The sequence below is a fragment of the Cellulomonas sp. PSBB021 genome (assembly GCF_002240455.1).
Classification (GTDB): Bacteria; Actinomycetota; Actinomycetes; order Actinomycetales; family Cellulomonadaceae; genus Cellulomonas; species Cellulomonas uda.
In genome coordinates, this window is sequence record NZ_CP021430.1 from 90949 (window position 1) to 112506 (window position 21558).

Genomic DNA, 21558 nt, shown 5'->3' on the forward strand with positions numbered 1-21558 from the left:
CCCGCCGGCACCCCGCCGGCACCCGCCCGCACCCGTCCACGCTCGTCGCCGACGAGCCGCACAGATCGGACCCGCAGTGTCACACCCCGCGCGCATCTTCTCCGGCATGCAGCCCACGTCGGACTCGCTCCACCTCGGCAACTACCTGGGTGCGCTGACGCAGTGGGTGGCGCTGCAGGACGGCAACGAGGCGATCTACTGCGTGGTCGACCTGCACGCGCTCACGGTCGGTCCCGACCCGGCGGTGCTGCGCGAGCGCACCCGCCGCACGGCCGCGCAGTACCTCGCGGCGGGCGTCGACCCGGAGCGCTCCACGCTGTTCGTGCAGTCGCACGTCGCGGAGCACGCGGAGCTCGCGTGGATCCTGTCCTGCCACACGGGCTTCGGTGAGGCCTCGCGCATGACGCAGTTCAAGGACAAGTCCGCCAAGCAGGGCGCCGAGGGCACGACGGTCGGGCTGTTCACCTACCCGGTGCTCATGGCCGCGGACATCCTGCTGTACGACACGGCGAAGGTGCCCGTGGGCGAGGACCAGCGTCAACACCTCGAGCTCACGCGTGACCTCGCGCAGCGCCTCAACTCGCGGTTCGGCGCGGGCACGTTCGTCGTGCCCGAGCCGCACATCGTCAAGGAGACGGCCAAGATCTACGACCTGCAGGACCCGACGGCGAAGATGAGCAAGTCGGCGGGCTCGCCCAACGGCCTCATCGAGCTGCTCGACAACCCGAAGACGATCGCGAAGCGCATCCGCTCCGCCGTGACGGACGCGGGCCGCGAGATCCGGTTCGACCCGGAGCACAAGGCCGGGGTGTCGAACCTGCTGACGATCTTCTCGGCGCTGTCCGGGCGGGGGATCGCCGAGCTGGAGGCGGACTTCGACGGCAAGGGGTACGGCGACCTCAAGGTCGCGCTCGCGGACCTCGTCGTCGACTGGGTCACGCCGTTCCAGGCGCGCGTGCACGAGTACCTCGACGACCCGGCCGCGCTCGACGCGGTGCTCGCGGCGGGCGCCGAGAAGGCGCGCGAGATCGCGGCGCCCACGCTCGACCGCGTGTACGAGCGCTCCGGCCTGCTCGCGCGGCGGGCGCGCGCGTGAAGCTGCCCGAGGTCCACGGCGACCAGGTGATCGTCGGGGTCGCGATCACCGTCCCCGAGCCGTACGGCAGCCAGCTCCAGGACGCGCGCGCACGCCTGGGCGACCCGGTCGCGGCGTACATCCCGCCGCACATCACCCTGCTCGGCCCCACCGCGCTCGAGCCGCAGGACGTCGACCAGGTCGACGCGCACCTCGCGCAGGTCGCCGCGGCGCACGCCCCGTTCGTCGTCCGGCTGCGCGGCACCGCGACGTTCCGGCCCGTCTCGCCGGTGGCGTTCGTGCAGGTCGCCGACGGCATCGCGGGGTGCGAGGCGCTCGAGACCGCGGTGCGCACCGGGCCGCTCGCGCAGGACCTGCGGTTCCACTACCACCCGCACGTCACGGTCGCGCACGAGCTGTCCGACGAGCAGCTGGACGTGGCCATGGACCTGCTCGCGGACTACGACGCGACGTTCGTCGTGACGCGGTTCCACTGCTACCTGCGTGGCGACGACGAGGTGTGGCGGCCGCGCTCGGAGTACCGGCTCACGGGCCGCGCCGCCCCGCGCGGCGACCGCGTCTCGCGCACCTGACCGCCTGGCCGTCCCGGACCACCTGACCGTTCCCGACCTCGCGCCCGGACGCGCTCGCAGCCGTGGCCTCGACGACGAGGACCGCGCCTCGAGGTGCCGGGCCGCGTGGCCCCACCTAGCCTCGTGAGGTGGGACGACAGCCAGACGTGGTGGAACCGGCAGCGGGCTCCGGCTCGGCGCACGCGCGCGCGGCCGCGGGGGTCGGCGAGGACCTGGCGCCCGCGCGCCGCTCGCTCGTGACACGCGTGGTCGACCGGGCGAAGGCGCTGCTGGCGTGGTGGCAGGGGACGCGGGCAGCGCGCGCGAACGCGCGGTTCGGCGCGCAGGGCGGGGGGGTGCTCACGGGCGGCATCGCGTACGCCGCGCTGTTCTCGGTGTTCGCGGCGCTGACGATCGGCTGGACCGTCTTCATGGCGGTGCTGGGGGACAGCGCCGAGCTGCGCGCGCAGGTGGTCGACGCGGTCAACGACGCGGTGCCGGGCCTGCTGAGCACGGGCACGACCGAGGGTCTGGTCGACCCGGCGTCCCTGCGCCTCAGCTCCGGGCTCACGGTCGCCGGCCTGGTCGCGTTCGTCGTGCTGCTGCTGTCGGCGCTGTCGGCGACGGCCGCGCTGCGCACGGGCGTTCGCGCGATGTTCGACGAGCAGGGCGGCGGCAACGCGGTCACCGGGAAGCTCCGCGAGCTCGGCGGGCTGGCCGGGCTGGCGGTCGCGATCCTCGTCTCGGCGGTGCTGACCACGGCGGTGGCGTCCGCGGTGGCCTGGGTGCTGCAGGTGCTGGGGTGGGGCGGCGTGACGAGCGTCGCGGCGCAGGTCGTCGGCGTGCTCGTGGCGTTCGTGGTCGACGCCGCCGTGTTCGTGCTGATCGTCAAGGTCCTGGCGGGGGAGTCGCCGCGCTGGCCCGACCTGCGCGGCGGCGCCGTCATCGCGGGTGTGGGCATGGGTGTCGTGCGGGTCCTGGGCACGTCGGTGGTCGCGGGCAGCGCGACCAGGAACCCGGTGCTCGCGTCGTTCGCGCTGGTCGTGACGCTGCTGGTGTGGGTGAACCTCATCTCGCGGATCGTCCTGCTGGCGGCGGCGTGGACCGCGAACCCGCCGGCTCAGCCGGCTCAGCCGACCGCCCCCGCCGCCTGAGTCCGCCTGGCCGCGGCTCACACGTCCGGGCCGAGCAGGACCGCGAGCCGCCGCTTGCCGCGGTTCTCGCGCACCACCCAGGCCACGTCCGCGTCGTCGTCGCGCTCGAGCGCCGCGAACGCCGCGAGGCCCGGCTCCGGGTCCGCCGCGACCGCGACGCTCCAGCAGTAGCCCAGCGCCTGGCGCAGCGTGCGCACGTCCGGCGTGCGCCGCTCACCGGCGGGCACGGCGCGCAGCACGTCCGTCCCGCGCGCGCACGCCTCGAGCGCGAGCGCGCGCAGCTCCGGGACGGCGAGCAGCGCCGGCTCGCACGTACCGGCGACCGACGCCCGCACGACGAGGGGCCGCGGGCCCGCGAGCCACCGGCGCACGAGCGCGACCGTCGCCGCGGGGTCGGCCGCACCGAGGCGCTGCACGGCCATCGCGGCGCCCTCCCGCACGCGCCAGCGCTCGTCGTCGGCGCGCGCGGTCAGGACGTCCACGAGCTCGTCGAGCCGCGGTCCGCTCGCGTCCGCGAGCAGGCGGCCGAGTGCGGCCGTGCCGCACGCGGCCAGGTACTCGTCATCGTCCCCGGCGAGCCGCCGCACGAGCGGCTCGCGCGCGACGTCCCCGAACGCCGCGAGCAGCGTGAGGTTCGCGCGCGGCCCGGGCAGCCCCGAGTGCGTCCCGAGCAGCGCGACGACCTCGTCGTCGGTCAGGTCCGTCAGCTGTCGGCGCCACGCGGCGCGCGTCCCTTCTGCCACCCCGCCATCCTGGCGCGTCGGCGCGCCGCGTGCGGTCAGGCGTGACCGAGCGCGGCGACCAGCTCGTCGGTCCGGGCCACCAGCCGGCGCAACCGCGCGAGCGTCGCGGCCGGCTCGCCGCGCTCGCCGAGCCGCAGCATGCCGACGTCACCCGCGCGCTGCCCCGCCACGATGCGGTCGCACGAGTCCGTCAGGCGCCGCTCGACGTGCCGCAGCAACACCACGGGGTCCACCCCGCCGTACCCCTGGGCGATCACCGCGAGCCCGTGCGCCATGCGTGCCGCGTCGTCGTCGGGGAACAGCAAGGGTGATGCCCACGCGAACATCGCGAGGTCGTCGAGCGGGACGCCGGGGCCGGCGGTGTCCCAGTCGAAGACGCCCGCGAGCTCGTCGCCGTCGAACACGAGGTTGTACATCGCGGCGTCGTGGTGGCACACGATCTCGCCCGGCTCCAGCCCCCGCTCGACGAAGCGCCAGCGGCGCGACGAGCGCGGGAAGCCCGCGACGACCGTGTGGAAGTCGCGCAGCCAGCGGGCCGTCGACGCGAGCTGTGCGTCCGAGAGCGCGACGACTCCCACCGGCACGACCTCGCCGGGCAGGTAGTCGAGGACCTCGCGGCCGTGCTCGTCGGTCCCGTGCGGGCGCGGCACCCCGCGCAGACCCTCGTCGGCCAGGAACGTCAGCAGCTCGTGCACCGCGGGCGTCCACGGGCCCGTCGGCCGTCGCACGGTCGAGCCCACGCGGACCGCTCCGCCCACGTTGCCGCCCGGCAGCACCACCTCGTCGTCCAGCACCGGACCACCCAACCACACGACGACGCCCGCCGGTCCCCGGGGCGGGGCGGCGGGCGTCGGTCGCGGTGCGGGCCGTGCGGGTCAGAAGGTGCGGGTCAGAACGCGCGGGTGATCATCGCGCGCTTGACCTCCTGGATCGCCTTGGTCACCTCGATGCCACGCGGGCAGGCCTCGGTGCAGTTGAAGGTCGTGCGGCAGCGCCACACGCCCTCCTTGTCGTTGAGGATCTCGAGGCGCTGCGCGCCACCGTCGTCGCGGCTGTCGAAGATGAACCGGTGCGCATTGACGATCGCCGCGGGGCCGAAGTACTGGCCGTCGGTCCAGAACACCGGGCAGGACGACGTGCACGCCGCGCACAGGATGCACTTGGTCGTGTCGTCGAACCGCTCGCGCTGCGCGGGCGACTGCAGGCGCTCCTTGGTCGGCTCGTTCCCGGTGGTGATGAGGAACGGCATGATCTCGCGGTAGGAGGCGAAGAACGGCTCCATGTCGACCACGAGGTCCTTGACGACCGGCAGGCCCTTGATCGGCTCCACCGTGATCGGCTTGCTCGGGTCGAGGTCCTTGAGCAGCGTCTTGCACGCCAGCCGGTTGCGGCCGTTGATGCGCATCGCGTCCGAGCCGCAGATGCCGTGCGCGCACGAGCGGCGGAACGTCAGCGAGCCGTCGAGCTCCCACTTGATCTTGTGCAGCGCGTCGAGCACGCGGTCGGTGCCGTGCACCTCGAGCTCGAAGTCGTCGAACCGCGTGACCGCGGGGCCGTCCTCGGCGGGCAGGTGACGCAGCACGCGCAGGGTGACCGTGAACGACGGCACGGCACCGGCCTTGGCGGGGGCGTCCTCGAGGGTGGCAGTCATCAGTACTTACGCTCCATCGGCTGGTAGCGGGTCACGGTGACGGACTTGGAGCCGAGCACCAGCTGGTAGTCGTCGAACGGCTCGACGCGGTGGAACGAGCCCTCCGCGTCGCCGTCGGTCACGGGGGCGTCGGCCGGGCGACGGTAGGCCATCGTGTGCCGCATGAAGCCCGCGTCGTCGCGGTCCGGGTAGTCCTCGCGGAAGTGGCCGCCGCGCGACTCCTTGCGGTTCAGCGCGCCGACGACGACCGTCTCGGAGATGTCCAGCAGGAAGCCGAGCTCGACGGCCTCGAGCAGGTCGGTGTTGAACGTGCGCGACTTGTCCTGCACGGACACCGCCTGGAACCGCTTGCGCAGCGCCTTGATGTCGGTGAGCGCCTGCGTGAGCGACTCCTCGGTGCGGAACACCTGCGCGTTCGCGTCCATCGTCTCCTGCAGCGCGCGGCGGATGTCCGCGACGCGCTCGCCGTCCGGACGCGTGCGGATCGTCTCGAGCTCGGACTCGACGACCACCGCCGGGTCCGCCGGGATCTCGACGAACGAGGCGGTCGCCGCGTACGCGGCGGCCGAGCGTCCGGCGCGCTTGCCGAACACGTTGATGTCGAGCAGCGAGTTGGTGCCCAGGCGGTTCGACCCGTGCACGGACACGCAGGCGACCTCGCCGGCCGCGTACAGGCCCTTGATCACGTCGCGCTCGTTGCGCAGCACCTCGCCCTCGATGTTCGTGGGGATGCCACCCATCGCGTAGTGCGCGGTCGGGTACACGGGCACGGGCTCGGTGTACGGCTCGATGCCCAGGTAGGTGCGCGCGAACTCGGTGATGTCCGGGAGCTTGGCGTCGATGTGCGCGGGCTCGAGGTGCGTGAGGTCGAGCAGGACGTAGTCCTTGTTCGGGCCCGCGCCGCGGCCCTCGCGCACCTCGTTGGCCATCGAGCGGGCGACGATGTCGCGCGGCGCGAGGTCCTTGATCGTCGGGGCGTAGCGCTCCATGAACCGCTCGCCGTCCGCGTTGCGCAGGATGCCGCCCTCGCCGCGTGCGGCCTCGGACAGCAGGATGCCCAGGCCCGCGAGGCCCGTCGGGTGGAACTGGAAGAACTCCATGTCCTCGAGCGGGATGCCGCGGCGGTACGCGAGCGCCATGCCGTCGCCCGTGAGCGTGTGCGCGTTCGAGGTCGTCTTGAAGATCTTGCCCGCGCCGCCCGTGGCGAACACGACGGCCTTGGCCTGGAACACGTGGATCTCGCCCGTCGCGAGCTCGTACGCGACGACGCCCGACACGTTGACCTCCTCGCCGTCGGGCACGTGGCCCGCCGCGAGGTCGTGGTCGACGAGCAGGTCGAGGACGTAGAACTCGTTGAAGAACTCGACGTCGTTCTTCACGCACTGCTGGTACAGCGTCTGCAGGATCATGTGGCCGGTGCGGTCCGCGGCGTAGCAGGCGCGGCGCACGGCGGCCTCGCCGTGGTTGCGCGTGTGGCCGCCGAACCGGCGCTGGTCGATCCGGCCCTCGGGCGTCCGGTTGAACGGCAGGCCCATCTTCTCGAGGTCGAGCACCGCGTCGATGGCCTCCTTGGCCATGACCTCGGCGGCGTCCTGGTCGACCAGGTAGTCACCGCCCTTGACGGTGTCGAACGTGTGCCACTCCCAGTTGTCCTCCTCGACGTTGGCCAGCGCGGCGCACATGCCGCCCTGCGCCGCGCCGGTGTGCGAACGCGTGGGGTAGAGCTTCGAGATCACGGCGGTGCGCACGCGCGTCGAGGACTCGAGGGCGGCGCGCATCCCGGCGCCGCCTGCGCCGACGATGACGACGTCGTACTGGTGGGTCTGCATGAGGGTCAGGGCTTCCTTCGGGACGTCAGGCGGTGCAGAACGAGGGCAGCAGGTCCAGCGGCGCGTCGGTCGGGCACGGGTCGAACGTGAAGATCACGAGCGTGCCGAGGACGACGACGATGACGAACGCGAAGTACAGGAGGCCCTTGAGCACCAGGCGGGTGGAGTCCTTGGACGCGTAGTCGTTCACGATCGTGCGCATGCCGTTGGTGCCGTGGATCATCGCGAGCCACAGCATCAGCAGGTCCCAGACCTGCCACAGCGGCGACGCCCACTTGCCGGCGACGAACCCGAAGTCGATCGACTTGATGCCCTCGCCGGACACCAGGTTCATGAACAGGTGGCCGAAGATCAGCACGATCAGCAGCGCGCCGGAGGCGCGCATGAACACCCAGCCGTAGAGCTCGGTGTTGCCGCGCGTGGTCAGGCGCGACGGACGGGCGCGCGGCGGGCGGGGGGCCTTGGGGTCGGCGATCGTCGTCATCACTCACCCCCGAAGACGTGCATGAGGTGACGCGGCAGGAAGCCCGCCATCGTCACGACGAACAGGCCGATGACGACCCAGAGCATGACCCGCTGGTACTTGGGGCCCTTGGCCCAGAAGTCCACGAGGATGATCCGGATGCCGTTGAACGCGTGGAACACGATCGCGGCGACCAGGCCGGCCTCGCCGAGGCCCATGACCGGGTTCTTGTACGTGCCGATGACCTCGTTGTACGCCTCGGGCGAGACGCGCACGAGCGAGGTGTCGAGCACGTGGACGAGAAGGAAGAAGAAGATCGCGACTCCGGTCACGCGGTGCGCGACCCACGACCACATTCCTTCACGCCCGCGGTACAGGGTGCCGACGGGCGCCTTCTTCCTCGCCGGGGGCGAGGCGGGCGCGGTGGGCGCAGCGGACACGGGGAGTGCCTCCTGGCGAGTCAGGGGTCGGGACGGCCTCGTCCCGGGGGTGTGTCCCTCACTGTATAGACCCCTCCACCCCCGATCGCACGGGGCTGGGCCCAAGGTCCTGCCTGTGAGAAAGTCCACAGACTGGGACGCCCGACCCCGGTCGCGCGGTTCGTGCACGGTGCTCCCACGCGTCGTGCGACCCCCTCCCGCACGTCTCGTCCCACGCTCGGCCCCCGCCCGTGGCGCGCCGCGCCGGCGGGCTAACCTGTCGCGCATGCCCGACTCCGCCGCACCGACGTCCGGTCGCATCCCCGGCTTCCACGCCGTCGTCCCCGCGGGCGGCGCCGGCACGCGGCTGTGGCCGCTGTCCCGGGCCGGCCACCCGAAGTTCCTGCTCGACCTCACCGGCTCGGGCCGCACGCTCCTGCAGTCGACGGTCGACCGCCTCACGCCGCTCACGGGCGACCGCGGGGTCGTCGTCGTGACCGGCGTGCGGCACGCGCGGGCGGTCGCGGAGCAGGTCCCCACGCTCGGTGCCGACGACGAGCGCGGGCGGCTGCTCGTCGAGCCGTCACCGCGCGACTCGATGGCCGCGATCGGGCTCGCCGCCGCCGTGCTGCTCGAGCGGCACGGCGACGACGTCGTGATCGGCTCGTTCGCCGCGGACCACGTGATCGACGGCACCGACGAGTTCGAGCGCACGGTGCGCGAGGCCGTCGCGGCGGCACGCGAGGGCTTCGTCGTGACGATCGGCATCACCGCGACCGGTCCGTCGACCGCGTTCGGCTACATCCGCTCGGCCGACGACCTCGGCGTCGCGGGCGCGCCGACCGCGCGGCACGTCGCGGGCTTCACCGAGAAGCCCGACGCGCAGACCGCCGCCGCGTACCTGGCCACCGGCGACTACCGGTGGAACGCGGGCATGTTCGTCGTGCGCGCCGCGGTGCTGCTCGACCACCTGGCGCAGCAGCTGCCGGCGCTCGCGGCGGGGCTGCGCGAGATCGGTGCCGCGTGGGACACCGCCGAGCGCGACGCGGTGCTGGAGCGGGTGTGGCCCGGCCTGACCAAGATCGCGATCGACCACGCGATCGCCGAGCCGGTCGCCGCCGCGGGCGGCGTGGCCGTCGTGCCCGGTGACTTCGGCTGGGACGACGTCGGCGACTTCGCGTCGCTCGCGGACCTGCTGCCCGCCCCGACCCTCGGCGACGACGCCGCGGTGCTGCGTGTGGGGTCCGACGACGCGTTCGTCGTGCCGGGGGCGGGCCGCACGGTCGCGGTCGTCGGCCTGGCCGACGCGGTCGTCGTCGACACCCCCGACGCGCTGCTGGTGACGACCCGCGCGCACGCCCAGCAGGTCAAGCAGGCCGTCGACGGCTGGCGCGCGGCCGGCCGCGAGGACCTGCTCTGAGCGAGCCTGACCACGCACGGCCACGCACGACCCCGCCCGACCACGCCCGACCGCGGACGGCCGGGCGGCGCCGGGGCGCACGGAGATAACCTCGCCACGTGTCCACCTCGTCGTCGCTCGCCGTCCCGCCGCTCGACTCGCTGCGCCCCGCGCCGACGACCGCCCCGGTGCTGCGGCTCGCCCGGCTGGTGGGCTCGCTGCGTGACGAGCTCGTCGAGATCCGCCGTGACCTGCACGCGCACCCCGAGCTCGCCCGCACCGAGGAGCGCACGACGCGCGTCGTCGCGGAGCGCCTGCGCCTCGCGGGCCTGCACCCGCACGTGCTGCCCGGCAGCGGGCTGGTCTGCGACATCGGCCCCTCGCACGCCGAGACAGGCCGCGGCCGCGTCGCGCTGCGCGCCGACCTCGACGCGCTGCCCGTCGCGGACGAGTGCGGGCTGCCGTGGCACTCGACGCACCGGTCGGTCGCGCACGCGTGCGGCCACGACGTGCACACGGCCGCCGTGCTCGGCGCGGGGCTCGCGCTCGCGGAGCTCGCGGCCGCGGGCGAGCTCGCGACCGGGGTGCGCCTGGTGTTCCAGCCCGCCGAGGAGGTGCAGCCGGGCGGTTCGCTCGACGTGATCGCGGCGGGTGCGCTCGACGGCGTCTCGCAGATCTTCGCGGTGCACTGCGACCCGAAGGTCGACGTGGGCCAGGTGGGCACCCGCATCGGTCCCATCACGTCCGCGAGCGACGAGGTCACGGTCGTGTTCTCCGGCGCGGGCGGGCACACGTCGCGCCCGCACCTCACGGGTGACCTCGTGTACGCCATGGCGCAGGTCGTCACGCAGGTGCCCGCGATCCTCGGCCGGCGCCTCGACCCGCGCTCGGGCGTGAACCTCACCTGGGGCGCGGTCCAGGCGGGCACGGCGCACAACGTGATCCCCGGCTCGGGCTCGGTCCGCGGGACCCTGCGCTGCCTGGACGTGCGGGCGTGGGAGACCGCGTCGCAGGTGTTCCACGACGCCGTCGAGCAGGTCGTCGCGCCGTACGACGTCGAGGTGGAGATCCGTCACCAGCGCGGCGTGCCCCCGGTCGAGAACGACGAGCGTGCGACGGGCGTCCTCGAGGCGGCCGCGCGCGACGCGCTCGGGCCGGACTCGGTGAACCTGACCGAGCAGTCGCTCGGGGGCGAGGACTTCGCCTGGTACCTGACGAAGGTTCCGGGCGCGATGGCGCGGCTCGGCACCCGCACGCCGGGCGGCCGCACGTACGACATCCACCAGGGCGACCTGGTGGTCGACGAGCGCGCGGTCGAGGCCGGCGCGCTCCTGCTCGCGCGGGCCGCGGTGATCGCCGGGTCGGGCCCCGCGCGGGTCAGCCCGCGGGCGTCGTGACGAGCACCTGCCAGTCGGCCTGCTCCTGACCGGCGACGTGCGCGGTGGTGCCGGCGGGGATCGACCCGCGCAGCCGTGACGGAAGGCCGTCGCAGGGCACCACCCAGAACGGCTCGGACTCGGCCTCGAACGTGAGCGTGACCGGCTCCGGACCGTCGCACAGCCCGTAGAGCGTGAAGTCGCCGGCGGCGAGCGTCACGGTCGCGTCCTGGCCGCCGAGCGTCGCGACGAGCCGCTCGTCGTCGGGGACGGCGAGCCGGGTCTCGCCGGCGACCACGGTCGCGAACGGCGCGACGGGTGCGTCGGGCGCGGCCGGGGCGCCCGAGGCGTCGGGTCCGGCGGGGGTCGTCGGGGGCGGGGCGGTGCTGCCGGCGCAGCCGCAGAGCCCCGCCGTGGCGGCGACGGCCGCCACGGCGAGGACCCACGCGCGCCCGCGTCGTCGCGGGGCGGTCATCAGATCGGGGTGGTCGTCACCTGCCAGCCGAGCCGCTGCGGCGCGGTGGAGGTCCACGTGACGGTCTTGATGTGCGTGTGCCTGCCGGCGCTGTACGCGTCGTAGGAGGTGTTGCCGCTGACCTTGGGCACGTAGATGCCGTAGGTGCAGTAGCGCGTCGAGTTGGCCGGGACGTTGACGGTCGTGCTCGAGCCGTACGTCGTCGACATGCTCGCCGAGACGCCCGAGGTGACCGAGGCCTTGAACTCGGCCAGGATCGACGCCTTGACCGCGGCCTCGACGGTCGCGCTGACCGTGTGGGACGCCGAGGTGGTGCTCGACGCGGTGCACGTGAACGAGATCGAGCTTCCCGTGCGGTTGATCGCCGAGTCGCGGTAGGCGACCTTGAAGCTCGTCGCCTGGACGGACGTCACCTTCGAGCAGGCGGACACCGACGCGCTGAGCGCGGTGCACGAGGTCGCCGAGGCGGGCGCGGCCAGGGCGACCGGCGTGCCGATGCCGAGCGCGAGGAGCAGGGCCGTCGAGGCGAGTCGGCGACGGGTGGTGGATGTCACGGGTTTTCCCCCTTTGTCTGGTCCGGACGGACGCGTCACTGTGACACCCGTCACCCGGCGCCGACATGCCCCGGGCAGCGGATCACCCGAACGGCTCAGCCCCGCACGGCGTGTCGCCCGGCGCGTCCGGGCGCGCCCGAGGCGCGTGGCTTCGACCGGTTCGCGGTCGGCGTCCCGATCACCTGGTGAGACGGCACGTCCGTCACCTGGGCCGATGTCCCAACTCGGTAACGGAACCTGCAGGGATACTCCCCGGTAACATGCGCGTCACCTGGCGCTCACTAGAGTCCGACCCATCGACCGGCCCGTGCGATCTGGTGCACCCGCCGCACCGCGGCACCGTGCGTGCCGGGGGAAGTGCGTCCACCGACGCGCCGGGTCGGTGCTCTGACGAGAACCCAGGAGACACGCGTGAAGAAGCTCATCCGTGTGGCCGCGCTCAGCGGGGCGGTCGCCCTCGCGCTCACGGCCTGTGGCAGCGCCCCCAGCGACGACGACACGACGCCCGGTGCGGGGGCGACCGGCGGCGAGACCACCGCGGCCGCGCCCGAGGAGGTCGACTTCAAGGCCTGCATGGTCTCCGACTCCGGCGGCTTCGAGGACAAGTCGTTCAACCAGTCCGGTGCCGAGGGCCTGCAGCGCGCGGCCGACGAGCTGGGCGTCCAGATCAACATGGTCGAGTCGACCGCCGCGACGGACTTCACGCCGAACATCGACCAGATGATCGCCGACGACTGCAACCTGGTCATCGGCGTCGGCTTCCTCCTCGAGGACCCGATCCAGGCCGCGGCCGAGGCGAACGCGGACGTCGAGTTCGCGCTGATCGACTCGCCGTTCCGTGACGCCGAGGGTGGCGTCGTGACGATCGAGAACGCCAAGCCGCTGCTGTTCAACACGCAGGAGGCCGCCTTCCTCGCCGGCTACGTCGCCGCGGGCACGAGCGCCACCGGCACGGTCGCCACGTTCGGCGGCATCCAGCTGCCGTCCGTCTCGATCTTCATGGACGGCTTCGCCGACGGCGTCGCGCAGTACAACACCGACTCGGGCAAGACGGTCAAGGTCCTCGGCTGGGACAAGGCCAAGCAGACCGGCTCGTTCACGGGTGACTTCGAGAACCAGGCCAACGGCCAGAACCTCGCCAAGGGCTTCATCGACCAGGGTGCGGACGTCATCATGCCCGTCGCCGGCCCCGTCGGCCTCGGTGCCGCGGCCGCCGCGAAGGATGCGGGCGACGTCGCGCTCGTCGGCGTCGACGCCGACTGGTTCCTCACGGCGCCGGACTACTCGAGCATCGTCCTGACCTCCGTCATGAAGGAGATCGGCCAGGCCGTGTACGACACGGTCAAGGAGGCCGCCGCGGGCAGCTTCTCCGCCGAGCCCTACGTCGGCACTCTCGAGAACGGCGGCATCGGCATCGCCCCGTTCCACGACTTCGAGTCGAAGGTGCCCGCCGAGGTCACCACGCGCGTCGAGGAGCTCAAGCAGCAGATCATCAGCGGTGAGCTGAAGGTCGAGTCGCCGAGCCAGAACTGACGGCCCACGACGGTGGCCCGGGCACGCGCCCGGGCCACCGTCATGCCGGTGCGACTAATGTGCAAGCAACGACGCGAAGGAGCGTGACCTCGTGAAGCTCGAGCTGCGGGGCATCACCAAGCGGTTCGGCGCGCTGGTGGCGAACGACCACATCGACCTCGTGATCGAGCCCGGCGAGATCCACGCCCTGCTCGGTGAGAACGGCGCCGGCAAGAGCACGCTCATGAACGTGCTCTACGGGCTGTACGACCCCGACGAGGGCGAGATCCTGCTCGACGACCAGGCGCGCACGTTCGTCGGCCCCGGCGACGCGATGGCGGCCGGGATCGGCATGGTGCACCAGCACTTCATGCTCGTGCCGGTGTTCACCGTCGCGGAGAACGTCGCCCTCGGGCACGAGCCGGTCAAGGGCGGCGGCATCCTCGACCTCGCGCAGGCCCGCCGCACGGTGCGGGAGATCTCCGACCGCTTCGGGTTCGACGTGGACCCCGACGCGCTCGTCGAGGACCTGCCCGTGGGCGCGCAGCAGCGCGTCGAGATCATCAAGGCGCTCTCGCGCCGCGCCGAGGTCCTCATCCTCGACGAGCCCACCGCGGTGCTCACGCCGCAGGAGACCGACGAGCTGATCGCGATCATGCGCCAGCTCAAGGAGTCGGGCACGTCCATCGTCTTCATCACGCACAAGCTGCGCGAGGTCCGGGCCGTCGCGGACAAGATCACCGTGATCCGTCGGGGGAAGGTCGTCGGCACCGCCGAGCCCACGTCGAGCGAGACCGAGCTCGCCTCCCTCATGGTCGGCCGCTCCGTGTCCCTGGGCGTCGACAAGGCGCCGGCCGAGCCCGGCGCGGTCGGCCTCGAGGTCCGCGGGCTGACCGTCATCGACGCCGCCGGCGTGCGGCAGGTCGACGACGTGAGCTTCGAGGTGTCACGCGGCGAGATCGTCGCGATCGCCGGCGTGCAGGGCAACGGGCAGACCGAGCTGACCGAGGTCATCCTCGGCCTGCAGAAGCCGGTCGCCGGTGCCGTGCGGCTGGACGGCACCGACCTCGCCGGCCGCAGCGTCAAGGAGGTGCTGCGCGCGGGCGTCGGCTTCGTCCCCGAGGACCGGACGCTCGACGGCCTCGTCGCCGACTTCACCGTGGCGGAGAACCTGGTCCTCGACCTGCACGACGAGGAGCCGTTCGCCCGGGGCGTGCAGATGGACCTCGCCAAGGTCCGCGCGAACGCCGAGCACCGCACGGTCGAGTTCGACGTGCGCACGCCGTCGATCGACGCGCCCGCCGGCACGCTGTCGGGCGGCAACCAGCAGAAGGTCGTGCTCGCGCGCGAGATGAGCCGGCCGCTGCGGCTGTTCATCGCGTCGCAGCCCACGCGCGGCCTCGACGTCGGGTCCATCGAGTTCGTGCACAAGCGGATCGTGCAGGAGCGGGACCACGGCACCCCCGTGATCATCGTGTCCACCGAGCTCGACGAGGTGCTCGCGCTGGCCGACCGGATCGTCGTGATGTACCGCGGTCGGATCGTCGGCACCGTGCCCGGCGACACCGACCGCGACGTGCTCGGTCTGATGATGGCCGGCGTGCCGCTCGCGGAGGCCCGGGCCCAGGCGGCGAGCCACCACACGGTGCTCGGCGAGCTCGACCTCGAGACGGACGACGACGTCACCGACGCGCCCGGCTCGCAGGACCCCACCCAGGAGGCAGACCGGTGAGCACCACGCCACCACTTCCCGACGGCGCTCCCGGCGAGCACGTCCCGCCCCCGGCGGGCACCGGCACCGACGCGGTGACGACGACGAAGGAGCAGCCCGAGCCGCGCAGCAGCTCGGTGCTGCGCGAGATCCTGTCGAGCGGGTGGCTCGTCACGGTGCTCGCGGTCGTCCTCGCGCTCGTCCTGTCAGGCGTGCTCATCGCCGCGGCGGACGAGGAGGTCCAGAAGGCCGCGGGCTACTTCTTCTCCAAGCCGACGGACACCCTCACGGCCGCGTGGGACGCCGTGTCCAGCGCCTACGTCGCGCTGTTCCACGGCGCGGTGTACGACCCGAGCAAGGACACGTTCGCGGCGTCGATCAAGCCGCTGACCGAGACCATGACGACGTCGGTGCCGCTGATCCTCGCGGGTCTCGGCCTCGGCATCGGGTTCCGTGCGGGCCTGTTCAACATCGGCGCCCAGGGGCAGATCATCGTCGGCGCGGTCGGCGCCGGCTGGGTCGCGTTCCACCTCGACCTGCCCCCGGTGCTGCACCTGCTCGTCGCGATGCTCGCGGCCGCGGTCGCGGGCGGTCTGTGGGCCGGGATCGCCGGCTTCCTCAAGGCGCGCACCGGTGCGCACGAGGTCATCACGACGATCATGCTCAACAACATCGCCGTGTACCTCGTCGCGTACCTGCTGACGACGTCGGTGCTCAAGAACCCGGGCAGCACCAACCCGATCTCGCCGCCCGTGCCCGAGTCGGCGCAGTACCCGGCGCTCCTCGGCGGGCAGTTCCGCCTGCACTGGGGGTTCGTCGTCGCGGTGCTCGCGGCGGCGTTCGTCTGGTGGCTCATGAGCCGCTCGACCATCGGCTTCAAGTTCCGCGCGGTCGGCTCGAACCTGCACGCCGCGCGCACCGCCGGCATCTCGGTGAACGCGTCGTTCGTCTGGGTCATGGTGGTCGCGGGTGCGCTCGCCGGGCTGGGCGGCTCCGCGCAGGTGCTCGGCACGGACAAGGTGCTCACCGCGGACGTGGCCGCGAGCTTCGGGTTCGACGCGATCACGGTCGCGCTGCTCGGCCGGTCCAAGCCGCTCGGCACGTTCTTCGCCGGTCTGCTGTTCGGCGCGCTGCGCGCCGGCGGGTTCGCGATGCAGGCGCGCACGGGCACGCCGATCGACGTCGTGCTCGTCGTCCAGTCGCTCGTCGTGCTGTTCATCGCGGCACCGCCGCTCGTCCGTGCGGTGTTCCACCTGCCGACCCCCGGCACCCGGCGCGATCGCGCGCCCCGCCCCACGACGAAGGAGGTGGCCGCGTGAGCGCCCCGACGACGGACCGTCCGACGCCCGCGGGCGCCGGACCGGCGCAGACCAAGCCGCTGCCCCCGATCTCCTACAAGGCCCCGATCGGCTACGGCGTGGTCGGCGTGCTCTCCCTGGTGCTGTTCGGGCTGCTCCCGGACGGTGGGCTGGAGTCGACCTTCACGGTCTCGACGAGCAAGGACTTCGTCACGATCGACCCGGTCACGGTCCCGTCCAAGCTCACCGCGATCGTGCTGTCCCTCGTCGCGCTCGCGCTCGCCGCCTACTCCTACCGGGCCGCGAGCCGGCGCCGGAAGGTCGGCGTGTGGCTGCCGGTCCTGTTCGGCGTCGCCGTGATCCTCGCGTTCCTCACCTGGGCGGACGCGGGCAAGGCCTCGCCCATGCCGCTGACCGGGCTGCTGCAGGGCTCGCTGTTCCTCGCGATCCCGCTGGTGTTCGGGGCGCTCGCGGGCACGCTGTGCGAACGGTCCGGCATCGTCAACGTCGCCATCGAGGGGCAGCTGCTCGCGGGCGCGTTCCTCGCGGCCGTCGTCGCGTCGATCACGCAGTCCGCGTACGCCGGGCTCGTCGCCGCGCCGATCGCGGGAGCGCTCGTCGGTGCCCTGCTCGTGCTGTTCTCGATCCGGTACGTGGTGAACCAGATCATCGTCGGCGTCGTGCTCAACGTGCTCGTCGTCGGCGTCACGAGCTACCTGTTCTCCACCGTGCTGAAGAACGACGCGGCCACGTTCAACTCGCCGCCCAAGCTCCAGACGATCGACATCCCGCTGCTCAGCCAGATCCCGGTCGTCGGACCCGTGCTGTTCCGGCAGACCGCGCTCGTCTACATCATGTACGTCGTCGTCGCCCTGCTGCAGATCTTCCTGTTCCGCAGCCGGTGGGGCCTGCGCCTGCGGTCCGTCGGCGAGCACCCGAAGGCCGCGGACACCGTCGGCATCAAGGTCAACCGCACGCGCATGCGCGCCACGCTGCTGGGGGGCGCGGTCGCCGGTCTCGGCGGCGCGTTCTTCACCGTCGCGGCCGGTCTCGCGTTCGGCAAGGAGATGACCGGAGGCAAGGGCTTCATCGCCCTGGCCGCGATGATCCTCGGCCGGTGGAACCCGGTCGGGGCGCTCGCCGCCGCGCTGCTGTTCGGCTTCTCCGACAACCTGCAGGTGGTGCTCGGCATCATCGGCACGCCCATCCCGTCGCAGATCATGCTCATGACGCCGTACGTCGTGACGATCTTCGCCGTCGCCGGGCTCGTCGGCCGGGTGCGCCCGCCGGCGGCCGAGGGCATCCCGTACGTCAAGTGAGGCAGGTCGTCAGGTGAAGGAAGTCGACTGGGACGCGCTGCGTGCGGTCGCGACGGAGGCGATGCGCCACGCGTACGTGCCGTACTCGAGGTTCCCCGTGGGGGCCGCGGCGATCGTCGACGACGGGCGCGTGGTCAGCGGGGCGAACATCGAGAACGCGAGCTACGGCGTGACGCTGTGCGCGGAGTGCTCGCTCGTCTCGGCGCTCGTGATGTCGGGCGGCGGGCGGCTGGTCGCGTTCACGTGCGTCGACGGGCACGGCGACGTGCTCATGCCGTGCGGGCGCTGCCGCCAGCTGCTGTTCGAGCACGGCGGTCCGCGGCTCGTGCTCGAGACCGTGTCGGGAGTACGGACGATGGACCAGGTGCTGCCCGACGCGTTCGGGCCCGCCGACCTGGAGGAGCGAGCATGAGCGAGCAGTTCGACGCGGTCGACGTCATCGTCGCGAAGCGTGACGGGCACCGGCTGAGCGACGCGCAGATCGACTGGGTCATCGACGCGTACACGCGCGGCGTGGTGGCCGACGAGCAGATGTCCGCGCTCAACATGGCGATCCTGCTCAATGGGATGGACCGCGCGGAGATCGCGCGGTGGACCGCCGCGATGATCGCCTCCGGCGAGCGCATGTCGTTCGCCGACCTGGGCCGCCCGACCTCGGACAAGCACTCGACCGGCGGCGTGGGGGACAAGATCACGCTGCCGCTCGCGCCGCTCGTCGCGGTGTTCGACGTCGCGGTGCCGCAGCTGTCCGGCCGCGGGCTCGGCCACACCGGCGGCACGCTCGACAAGCTCGAGTCCATCCCCGGCTGGCGCGCGGCGCTCAGCAATGACGAGATGATGCGCCAGCTCGCCGACGTGGGAGCGGTGATCTGCCAGGCCGGCTCCGGCCTCGCACCCGCGGACCGCAAGCTCTACGCGCTGCGCGACGTCACGGGCACGGTCGAGGCGATCCCGCTCATCGCGAGCTCGATCATGAGCAAGAAGATCGCCGAGGGCACGGGCTCGCTGGTGCTCGACGTCAAGGTCGGCTCGGGCGCGTTCATGAAGGACCTCGACCGCGCCACCGAGCTCGCGCGCACGATGGTCGAGCTCGGCACGGACGCGGGCGTCACGACCGTCGCGCTGCTCACCGACATGTCCACCCCGCTCGGCCTGACCGCGGGCAACGCGCTCGAGGTGCGCGAGTCCGTGGAGGTGCTCGCGGGCGGCGGTCCGGCGGACGTCGTCGAGCTCACGCTCGCGCTCGCGCGCGAGATGCTCGACGCCGCGGGACGCCCCGACGCGGATCCGGCGGCGGCGCTCGCGGACGGCCGCGCGATGGACGTGTGGCGGCGCATGATCGCGGCCCAGGGCGGCGACCCGGACGCGACGCTGCCCGTGGCGCGCGAGACCGAGGACGTCGTCGCGCAGAGCGACGGCGTGCTCACGACGCTCGACGCGTACGCGGTCGGCATCGCGGCGTGGCGCCTCGGTGCGGGACGCGCCCGCAAGGAGGACCCGGTCCAGGCGGGCGCGGGCGTGCAGATCCACGTGCGTCCGGGCGACCGCGTCACCGCGGGCCAGAAGCTGCTCACGCTGCACACCGACACCCCGGAGCGGTTCGCGCGGGCGCGCGAGGCCCTGGACGGCGGCGTGGTCGTCGACCCCGCCGCTGCGCCCGGTGCCGGCCCGCTGGTGCTCGGCCGGGTCACGGCCTGACCACCGGCACCCTGCCGGCGCCCGGCGCCCGATGCCGGTGCGGCCGTGCGGTGCTGCGGACCAGGGCTGCCGACCAGGGCTGCCGGGCAGGGCCGCTGACCAGGGCCGAAGGCCCACTGGCGGCGGACAGGGCACGGGAGAAGGATGAGCAGGACGACCCGGCGACGAGGAGGACGCGATGAGCACGCTGCCCGGACCTGACGCCTGGCGGGACGCGGGGCTCGAGCCCGCCGACCCGGCCGTCCCCGCCCGGCTGACCGACGACGAGACGGACCGGCCCGCCGACGCGCCGGACCCGGAGGAGTACGTCCCGGACTTCGCGCGGCCCGACCGTGACGGCGCCGCCGACGAGGCGGACGTCGTCGAGCAGGACACCGAGGTCCCCCTGGACGACGACGAGGACGAGGCGTGAGCAAGAAGACGGACGAGACGAAGGACGAGCCGGCCGGGGAGCAGCCGGGGGAGCGGACCGCCGGCCCCGCGGACGAGCAGGTGAGCGGCCAGGCGGGTGACCCCGCTGTCCCCGCCGCCGACGCGGTCGGGGCGTTGGTCGCCCTCATCCCCTCGCTGCCGAAGGTGCTCCTCCACGACCACCTCGACGGCGGGCTCCGCCCCGCGACGATCGTCGAGCTCGCGGAGCAGACCGGTCACGAGCTGCCCACGACGGATCCCGATGCGCTCGGGGCGTGGTTCGTCGACGCCGCGTCGGCCGGCTCGCTCGAGCGGTACCTGGAGACGTTCGCGCACACGGTCGCGGTGCTGCAGACCGCCGACGCGCTGCGCCGCGTCGCGCGGGAGGCGGTGCTCGACCTCGCGGCGGACGGCGTGGTGTACGCCGAGCTGCGGTACGCGCCCGAGCAACACGTCGAGGGCGGGCTGAGCCTGCAGGAGGTCGTGGACGCGGTCGGCGCGGGCGTGGACGAGGGCGTCACGCAGGCGCGCGAGGCCGGCACCCCGGTCCGGGTCCAGCTGGTGCTGTGCGCGATGCGGCACCTGGACCGCTGGGCGGAGGTCGCCGAGCTGGCGGTCGCCAACCGGGACGCGGGGGTGGTCGGCTTCGACCTCGCGGGCCCGGAGGACGGCTACCCGGCGTCCGCGCACCCCGAGGTGTTCGCGATGCTGCGCGCGGCGCACTTCCCGTTCACGCTGCACGCGGGCGAGGCGGCCGGTGTGGAGTCCGTGTCCGACGCGGTCGCGGCGGGTGCGTTGCGGCTGGGCCACGGCGTGCGGCTCGTCGACGACGTGGGCTCCGACGACCTCGGCGACCGGTTCGGCCTGGTCGCGCACTGGGTGCGCGACCAGCGGCTCGCGCTCGAGGTGTGCCCGTCGTCGAACGTCCACACCGGCGCCGCACCCTCGGTCGCGGAGCACCCGGTGACCCGGCTGCGCCGGCTGGGCTTCGCGGTCACCGTCAACACCGACAACCGGCTGCAGTCCGGCACCACGCTCGGCCGCGAGCTCGCGCTGCTCGTCGAGCAGGCGGGCTGGACGCTGCACGACCTGGAGGACGTCGCGGTCACCGCGGCCGCGCAGGCGTTCCTCCACCACGACGAGCGCGCCGCGCTCATCGACACCGTGATCCGGCCCGCGTACGCCGCGGCCCGGGGAGGAAGGCACCGCGCATGACCCACGACCCGCTCGACGCAGCAGCCCTCGCCCAGTTCGTCGACCACACGCTGCTCAAGCCCGAGGCCACGCGCGCGGACGTCGACGCGCTCGTCGTCGAGGCGGGCCGCCTCGGCGTCTACTCGATCTGCGTGTCGCCGTCGTTCCTGCCCGTCGACGTCTCGGGGGCGCCCGGCCTCAAGGTCGCCACGGTGTGCGGGTTCCCGTCGGGCAAGCATCACAGCGAGGTGAAGGCCGCCGAGGCCGCGCGTGCCGTCGCGGACGGGGCCGACGAGGTCGACATGGTGATCGACGTGGGCGCGGCCAAGGAGGAGCGGTTCGACGACGTGCAGGCGGACATCGCCGCCGTCCGCGCCGCGATCCCCGCGCCCGCCGTGCTCAAGGTCATCATCGAGTCCGCGGCGCTCAGCGACCACGAGATCGTGCACGTGTGCAAGGCCGCCGCGGCGGCCGGTGCGGACTTCGTCAAGACCTCGACGGGGTTCCACCCCGCGGGTGGCGCGTCGGTGCACGCGGTGCGCATCATGGCCGACACCGTGGGCGGTCGGCTCGGCGTCAAGGCGTCGGGCGGCATCCGCACGGCGGGCGACGCGCTGGCGATGATCGAGGCCGGCGCCACGCGTCTCGGCCTGTCCGGGACGGCAGCGGTCCTGGCGGGCCTGGAGGCCGACTCGACGTACTGAC

The 21558-nt window shown here is 73.1% G+C and carries 22 protein-coding genes; 14 read left to right on the forward strand and 8 right to left on the reverse strand.

The window, feature by feature from the left end:
- Positions 1-76 precede the first annotated feature (76 nt).
- The 3 genes from trpS (at position 77) to CBP52_RS00430 (ending at position 2801) form a co-directional block, all read left to right on the forward strand.
- Positions 77-1096 carry a tryptophan--tRNA ligase gene (gene trpS / locus CBP52_RS00420; protein WP_094179362.1) on the forward strand — a complete coding sequence of 340 codons (1020 nt, stop codon included), beginning with the start codon at positions 77-79 and terminating at the stop codon, positions 1094-1096.
- Entirely contained in the window at positions 1093-1668 is a 576-nt protein-coding gene (locus CBP52_RS00425) for a 2'-5' RNA ligase family protein (protein ID WP_094179363.1), read from the forward strand. Before trpS ends, CBP52_RS00425 begins: the two co-directional genes overlap by 4 nt.
- Before the next feature lie 128 nt (positions 1669-1796).
- Positions 1797-2801 (forward strand): YihY/virulence factor BrkB family protein, encoded by a 1005-nt coding sequence (locus CBP52_RS00430; RefSeq protein ID WP_094179364.1) that lies wholly within the window; start codon positions 1797-1799, stop codon positions 2799-2801.
- A 17-nt stretch (positions 2802-2818) separates the two neighbouring features.
- Here the strand turns inward: CBP52_RS00430 and CBP52_RS00435 are convergent, their stop codons facing one another.
- The 6 genes from CBP52_RS00435 to sdhC all read right to left on the reverse strand — a co-directional run bounded on the left by CBP52_RS00435 (position 2819) and on the right by sdhC (position 7927).
- Positions 2819-3544, reverse strand: coding sequence for a HEAT repeat domain-containing protein (locus CBP52_RS00435; RefSeq protein WP_232514584.1), 726 nt, complete (start codon positions 3542-3544; stop codon positions 2819-2821).
- A gap of 35 nt (positions 3545-3579) precedes the next feature.
- Entirely contained in the window at positions 3580-4338 is a 759-nt protein-coding gene (locus CBP52_RS00440) for a phosphotransferase (RefSeq protein WP_232514585.1), read from the reverse strand.
- A gap of 95 nt (positions 4339-4433) precedes the next feature.
- Positions 4434-5195 (reverse strand): succinate dehydrogenase iron-sulfur subunit, encoded by a 762-nt coding sequence (locus tag CBP52_RS00445; protein WP_094179365.1) that lies wholly within the window; start codon positions 5193-5195, stop codon positions 4434-4436.
- Positions 5195-7024 carry a succinate dehydrogenase flavoprotein subunit gene (gene sdhA, locus CBP52_RS00450; RefSeq protein WP_094179366.1) on the reverse strand — a complete coding sequence of 610 codons (1830 nt, stop codon included), beginning with the start codon at positions 7022-7024 and terminating at the stop codon, positions 5195-5197. Before sdhA ends, CBP52_RS00445 begins: the two co-directional genes overlap by 1 nt.
- Positions 7025-7049: 25 nt before the next feature.
- Complete coding sequence (gene sdhD, locus CBP52_RS00455; protein WP_094179367.1) at positions 7050-7508, reverse strand: succinate dehydrogenase, hydrophobic membrane anchor protein; 459 nt, start codon at positions 7506-7508, stop codon at positions 7050-7052.
- Positions 7508-7927 carry a succinate dehydrogenase, cytochrome b556 subunit gene (sdhC, locus tag CBP52_RS00460; protein WP_094179368.1) on the reverse strand — a complete coding sequence of 140 codons (420 nt, stop codon included), beginning with the start codon at positions 7925-7927 and terminating at the stop codon, positions 7508-7510. Before sdhC ends, sdhD begins: the two co-directional genes overlap by 1 nt.
- Before the next feature lie 265 nt (positions 7928-8192).
- Here sdhC and CBP52_RS00465 point away from each other — a divergent pair, with 265 nt between their 5' ends.
- Together CBP52_RS00465 and CBP52_RS00470 are read left to right on the forward strand one after the other, a co-directional pair.
- Positions 8193-9326: a mannose-1-phosphate guanylyltransferase gene (locus CBP52_RS00465; RefSeq protein WP_094179369.1), complete on the forward strand. Its 1134-nt coding sequence runs from the start codon at positions 8193-8195 to the stop codon at positions 9324-9326.
- 167 nt (positions 9327-9493) lie between these two features.
- Entirely contained in the window at positions 9494-10702 is a 1209-nt protein-coding gene (locus tag CBP52_RS00470; RefSeq protein ID WP_232514821.1) for an amidohydrolase, read from the forward strand.
- On the opposite strand, the gene CBP52_RS00475 is transcribed toward CBP52_RS00470, so the two are convergent.
- Positions 10683-11156: a hypothetical protein gene (locus tag CBP52_RS00475; protein ID WP_094179371.1), complete on the reverse strand. Its 474-nt coding sequence runs from the start codon at positions 11154-11156 to the stop codon at positions 10683-10685. The genes CBP52_RS00470 and CBP52_RS00475 overlap by 20 nt on opposite strands.
- Entirely contained in the window at positions 11156-11710 is a 555-nt protein-coding gene (locus CBP52_RS00480) for a hypothetical protein (RefSeq protein ID WP_094179372.1), read from the reverse strand. The genes CBP52_RS00475 and CBP52_RS00480 overlap by 1 nt, the downstream gene beginning before the upstream one ends.
- A 411-nt stretch (positions 11711-12121) precedes the next feature.
- Here CBP52_RS00480 and CBP52_RS00485 point away from each other — a divergent pair, with 411 nt between their 5' ends.
- The 9 genes from CBP52_RS00485 (at position 12122) to deoC (ending at position 21557) form a co-directional block, all read left to right on the forward strand.
- Positions 12122-13243 (forward strand): BMP family protein, encoded by a 1122-nt coding sequence (locus CBP52_RS00485; RefSeq protein ID WP_094179373.1) that lies wholly within the window; start codon positions 12122-12124, stop codon positions 13241-13243.
- A gap of 91 nt (positions 13244-13334) precedes the next feature.
- Positions 13335-14954: an ABC transporter ATP-binding protein gene (locus CBP52_RS00490; protein ID WP_094179374.1), complete on the forward strand. Its 1620-nt coding sequence runs from the start codon at positions 13335-13337 to the stop codon at positions 14952-14954.
- Positions 14951-16252: an ABC transporter permease gene (locus CBP52_RS00495; RefSeq protein ID WP_369826251.1), complete on the forward strand. Its 1302-nt coding sequence runs from the start codon at positions 14951-14953 to the stop codon at positions 16250-16252. The genes CBP52_RS00490 and CBP52_RS00495 overlap by 4 nt, the downstream gene beginning before the upstream one ends.
- Positions 16249-17550 carry an ABC transporter permease gene (locus CBP52_RS00500; RefSeq protein ID WP_094179375.1) on the forward strand — a complete coding sequence of 434 codons (1302 nt, stop codon included), beginning with the start codon at positions 16249-16251 and terminating at the stop codon, positions 17548-17550. Before CBP52_RS00495 ends, CBP52_RS00500 begins: the two co-directional genes overlap by 4 nt.
- 13 nt (positions 17551-17563) lie before the next feature.
- Complete coding sequence (locus CBP52_RS00505) at positions 17564-17962, forward strand: cytidine deaminase (protein WP_094179376.1); 399 nt, start codon at positions 17564-17566, stop codon at positions 17960-17962.
- Positions 17959-19248 carry a thymidine phosphorylase gene (locus CBP52_RS00510; protein WP_094179377.1) on the forward strand — a complete coding sequence of 430 codons (1290 nt, stop codon included), beginning with the start codon at positions 17959-17961 and terminating at the stop codon, positions 19246-19248. The genes CBP52_RS00505 and CBP52_RS00510 overlap by 4 nt, the downstream gene beginning before the upstream one ends.
- A 178-nt stretch (positions 19249-19426) precedes the next feature.
- Positions 19427-19660, forward strand: a complete 234-nt coding sequence (locus CBP52_RS00515; protein WP_094179378.1) for a hypothetical protein — start codon at positions 19427-19429, stop codon at positions 19658-19660.
- A 134-nt stretch (positions 19661-19794) separates the two neighbouring features.
- On the forward strand, positions 19795-20874 hold the full coding sequence (locus tag CBP52_RS00520; RefSeq protein ID WP_094182024.1) for an adenosine deaminase: 1080 nt from the start codon (positions 19795-19797) through the stop codon (positions 20872-20874).
- Entirely contained in the window at positions 20871-21557 is a 687-nt protein-coding gene (gene deoC, locus CBP52_RS00525; protein ID WP_094179379.1) for a deoxyribose-phosphate aldolase, read from the forward strand. Before CBP52_RS00520 ends, deoC begins: the two co-directional genes overlap by 4 nt.
- The last annotated feature ends 1 nt before the right edge of the window (position 21558 follow it).

Bases quoted from the DNA above. Each gene is read 5' to 3' on its own strand.
- CBP52_RS00445 (WP_094179365.1), bottom strand. From the start codon at position 5,195: ATGACTGCCACCCTCGAGGACGCCCCCGCCAAGGCCGGTGCCGTGCCG.
- CBP52_RS00510 (WP_094179377.1), top strand. From the start codon at position 17,959: ATGAGCGAGCAGTTCGACGCGGTCGACGTCATCGTCGCGAAGCGTGAC.
- sdhD (WP_094179367.1), bottom strand. From the start codon at position 7,508: ATGACGACGATCGCCGACCCCAAGGCCCCCCGCCCGCCGCGCGCCCGT.
- CBP52_RS00515 (WP_094179378.1), top strand. From the start codon at position 19,427: ATGAGCACGCTGCCCGGACCTGACGCCTGGCGGGACGCGGGGCTCGAG.
- CBP52_RS00465 (WP_094179369.1), top strand. From the start codon at position 8,193: ATGCCCGACTCCGCCGCACCGACGTCCGGTCGCATCCCCGGCTTCCAC.
- deoC (WP_094179379.1), top strand. From the start codon at position 20,871: ATGACCCACGACCCGCTCGACGCAGCAGCCCTCGCCCAGTTCGTCGAC.
- CBP52_RS00475 (WP_094179371.1), bottom strand. From the start codon at position 11,156: ATGACCGCCCCGCGACGACGCGGGCGCGCGTGGGTCCTCGCCGTGGCG.
- sdhA (WP_094179366.1), bottom strand. From the start codon at position 7,024: ATGCAGACCCACCAGTACGACGTCGTCATCGTCGGCGCAGGCGGCGCC.